This window comes from Bacillus sp. 05T31, assembly GCF_056396725.1.
In genome coordinates, this window is record NZ_JBFTMA010000740.1 from 1 (window position 1) to 3,177 (window position 3,177).

A 3,177-nucleotide genomic window follows, 5' to 3' on the forward strand; every position below is an offset into this window, starting at 1 on the left:
ACCTTTCCCTTCCGAAACAGCTCCCATTACGATAGCACCTGCTCCGTCCCCAAATAGTACTGCTGTATTTCGATCGTTCCAGTCTACAATTTTAGATAGTTTGTCACTACCAACTACTAATACATTTTTATAAGTTCCCGTTTGAATAAATTGCTGCGCTGTAATCATTCCGTACATAAAGCCAGCACACGCTGCACTTAAATCCATTGCGGCTGCGTGTTTTGCGCCAATTGCTTCTTGGATTACACAARCTACTGCTGGGAATGCACGATCTGGCGTTACTGTTGCCACTAAAATAAGATCGATATCCTCTCCGCTAATCCCGGCATCTTCAAGTGCTTTTTTAGAAGCCTCTACCGCCATATATGAAGTATCTATTGTATCATCGGCAATGCGTCTTTCTGCARTTCCCGTTCTCGTACGAATCCATTCATCAGATGTATCTACGATTTTCTCTAAATCGTGATTTGTGACTACTTTTTCTGGCACATATCTTCCGATCCCTAAAATGCCCACGTTCACATCGCAGCCCTCCGTTTTATATCAATTATTATGACTTGGTACTAATTTTAAAACATAAATGTACTTTTGTCTAGAATATATTTCAGCTAAAAAATAAAGACAGCGTATTACTAACTATATTTTTCATTAAAAGAAACAGAAAAATCCCTACCCCTTCAAAATACAAATTACTCCATACCCTTACTCCGCTCGAAACAAAAAAAGGCCCCAACCGCTTCTATCCACAGCTCGAGCCTCTCTTCCATCAAAAAAGAAGATTTTTTTTATTCTTTATCTGCTTTCCTTCAAAACTAAGACGTTCTCCTCATAACCTTTCCCTTTAACCTCATCATCTCTCTGGTCTTACCTCGCTCGAAATAAAAAAAGGCCCTTACCGCTTCTATCCACGGTTCGAGCCTCTCTTCCATCAAAAAAGAAGGTTTTTTTTATTCTTTATCTGCTTTCCCAAGCTCATATGCTTCGCCCATTACTTTCATCAATAGCTCTAACACCGGCTGTGCTTTCTCCATATCAAGTGCAATTCCATTAGAATCTAAAATTGCCTTAGCTTCTGGTAAATGTTTCATTGCGATTTGTAAAAATTGCATACTTTTTTCGTTCATGTAATCTCTTCCTCTCCATTAAAGCTTTTCAATCAATTATCCATACAATAGTTTAACACGTGCGCTACCCTTCGTATAACTCTTTCCGCTAAGTAAGTTATATATACCGAGGTGTTTTACATTCATTCCATTTTCCCATAAATATTCACATACATCTTCAACGTAAAGTAAATCGCTTCCTTTTTCTCCATTTATACAACGGCACTCTTTTTCATCAAGTTCTGATAAAATAAGCTGATGATACATCATAAACGACGGTTGCCACGGCCCATATAATGTAGGAACTCGATATGCACTATATTGTAATTCGCCTTTTTTCAACCCTTCTTCCACTTTCGAAAATAGATGTTTGTTTTCGGATTCTTCAGTGCTTCCTATTTCAATAGAAGAAATTAGATTTAACTTTACTTTATTTTTTTCACACATCCTTACGATTCGTTTTAAATATTGTAATATGACCCTTTCATTCCGAAATCCACTTTGCTGATTCGGCTCATACAAGCAAAAATAAACCGTATCGAAACTCTCTTCCTCAACCGATCGCCATCCGTCTTCATCCCTTATAGAATAGTACGTAAATAAGGCATTCCGTCCAATCAACAATAATTTCTCTTCATTAATTTTTGTCATACTATCAAATTCATCAAAATCAAGACCATATACTTCTACTTCTTCTGCAATCATTTTATTCACAAGGTGATAACCTACAAACGTAAGTGCACCTATAATCAGCACGCGTTTCATACCACCAACCCTTTCCCCTTGAAACAAATAGCTCCTCATTTATGTATATGGGAGCTTCACAATTCTTCTTCATATTTTTTAAAGAAATCAGTCGTTTGTCTAACCATTTTATATTTCACATCTTGCAGATGGAATAAAACAGAAGTATCGCATTGATTGAATTGCCTCATTTTCTCGTATTTACGTAACAATTGTTTTCTTCCTCTTTTTTCCTGTGTTGATACGAAAATCTTAACAGGTACACAAGACGGAAGAAGCGCAAATGATTTCTTATTTATTTTTGATTCTAATTCTTCTTCTTTGGAATCATACGCCAAACTTAATTCCTTCACTAATCTTTTGTAAAAAAACTTATGCTCTTTCTCAAACTCCACATATTCTGGTAAATCTAAACACGGATTTAACATAACGACAGAACGTATACATTCCGGGTATTTGTTCATCATCTCCAGTGCTACAAGCGCTCCCATACCATCTGCCATAATGTGCATTTTCGCATTCAATGTCTCTTTTCTTAGAACGACATCATACAAACGTTTTGCAAGACGAACAGCTCGATCGTTCCCCCAATGCCTTCCGTATAAGTTAGATGAAAAGACCGTATAGCCTTTTTCAATAAGACCCTGTAAAAAATAAGCTCTCCCTGCATGTTGTGTCCATAAACTTGTACCATTCTCAATAAAATAGTTATAATCCCCTAGGAGCATAACAGAAAATCCATTTGGCTTTTCYGGTAAATAAATTACACATGGTTCTTTTTCTAARTAAAAAAAACGTTCCGTAATACTCATTTTTCCCCCGCCTTATTTTCTAAACGTATAAAAGTACTCTTTTATAATGTATGAACAGAATGCAAATTTGCGTTGAAAAATCTACAAATATTTTTCTATATTCTTTTTTCAATTGTGTTACAATAAGGACAGATTGAACGAATAGAGGTGTAAAATATGCGTTTCATTTGGGCATTAATTTGGTCGTTCGCACTTGTACATATGATGAGCTATGTAATCGGCTCTATGACTGGCGGTACATACGATTTTAACCAAGCGTCTATTTTCTCAGTTGTTCTTGCGGTATTAGTATTAGCGATTGCAGCTGCGATTCCAAACGAGCCAGTAGAACAACACTAAAAAGAGTCCGGATTTTATCCGAACTCTTTTTTTACTTTACATGAACGACTAATTCGTTATTTTCTACATCAACAACTACGTGACTATTATCCGTAATCGCTCCTGCAATTAATTCTCTCGCTAATTTCGTCTCAACTTGACGCTGTACGTATCGTTTTAAAGGACGAGCTCCGTACATC

At 36.4% G+C, this 3,177-nt stretch carries 4 protein-coding genes and 2 pseudogenes; 1 reads left to right on the plus strand and 5 read right to left on the minus strand.

Features of this window, described 5'->3' with window-relative positions; translation table 11 throughout:
- The 4 genes and pseudogenes from fabH to AC1DJR_RS27580 all read right to left on the minus strand — a co-directional run.
- Positions 1-522: pseudogene (gene fabH / locus AC1DJR_RS27565) on the minus strand (beta-ketoacyl-ACP synthase III); the annotation flags it as partial.
- Positions 523-947: 425 nt separating this feature from the next.
- Entirely contained in the window at positions 948-1,124 is a 177-nt protein-coding gene (locus AC1DJR_RS27570; protein WP_002011319.1) for a ComZ family protein, read from the minus strand.
- A gap of 81 nt (positions 1,125-1,205) precedes the next feature.
- Positions 1,206-1,895 (minus strand): annotated as a pseudogene (locus AC1DJR_RS27575) (NAD-dependent epimerase/dehydratase family protein); the annotation flags it as partial.
- 29 nt (positions 1,896-1,924) lie between these two features.
- Complete coding sequence (locus AC1DJR_RS27580; protein ID WP_000028694.1) at positions 1,925-2,659, minus strand: lipase family protein; 735 nt, start codon at positions 2,657-2,659, stop codon at positions 1,925-1,927.
- 156 nt (positions 2,660-2,815) lie between these two features.
- Between AC1DJR_RS27580 and AC1DJR_RS27585 the strand changes: the two genes are divergently transcribed.
- Positions 2,816-2,998 carry a YjzD family protein gene (locus AC1DJR_RS27585; protein WP_001211111.1) on the plus strand — a complete coding sequence of 61 codons (183 nt, stop codon included), beginning with the start codon at positions 2,816-2,818 and terminating at the stop codon, positions 2,996-2,998.
- A gap of 31 nt (positions 2,999-3,029) precedes the next feature.
- Here the strand turns inward: AC1DJR_RS27585 and AC1DJR_RS27590 are convergent.
- Positions 3,030-3,177, minus strand: a 148-nt coding sequence (locus AC1DJR_RS27590; protein WP_477004000.1) for a hypothetical protein, incomplete at its 5' end; no start/stop codon positions are given.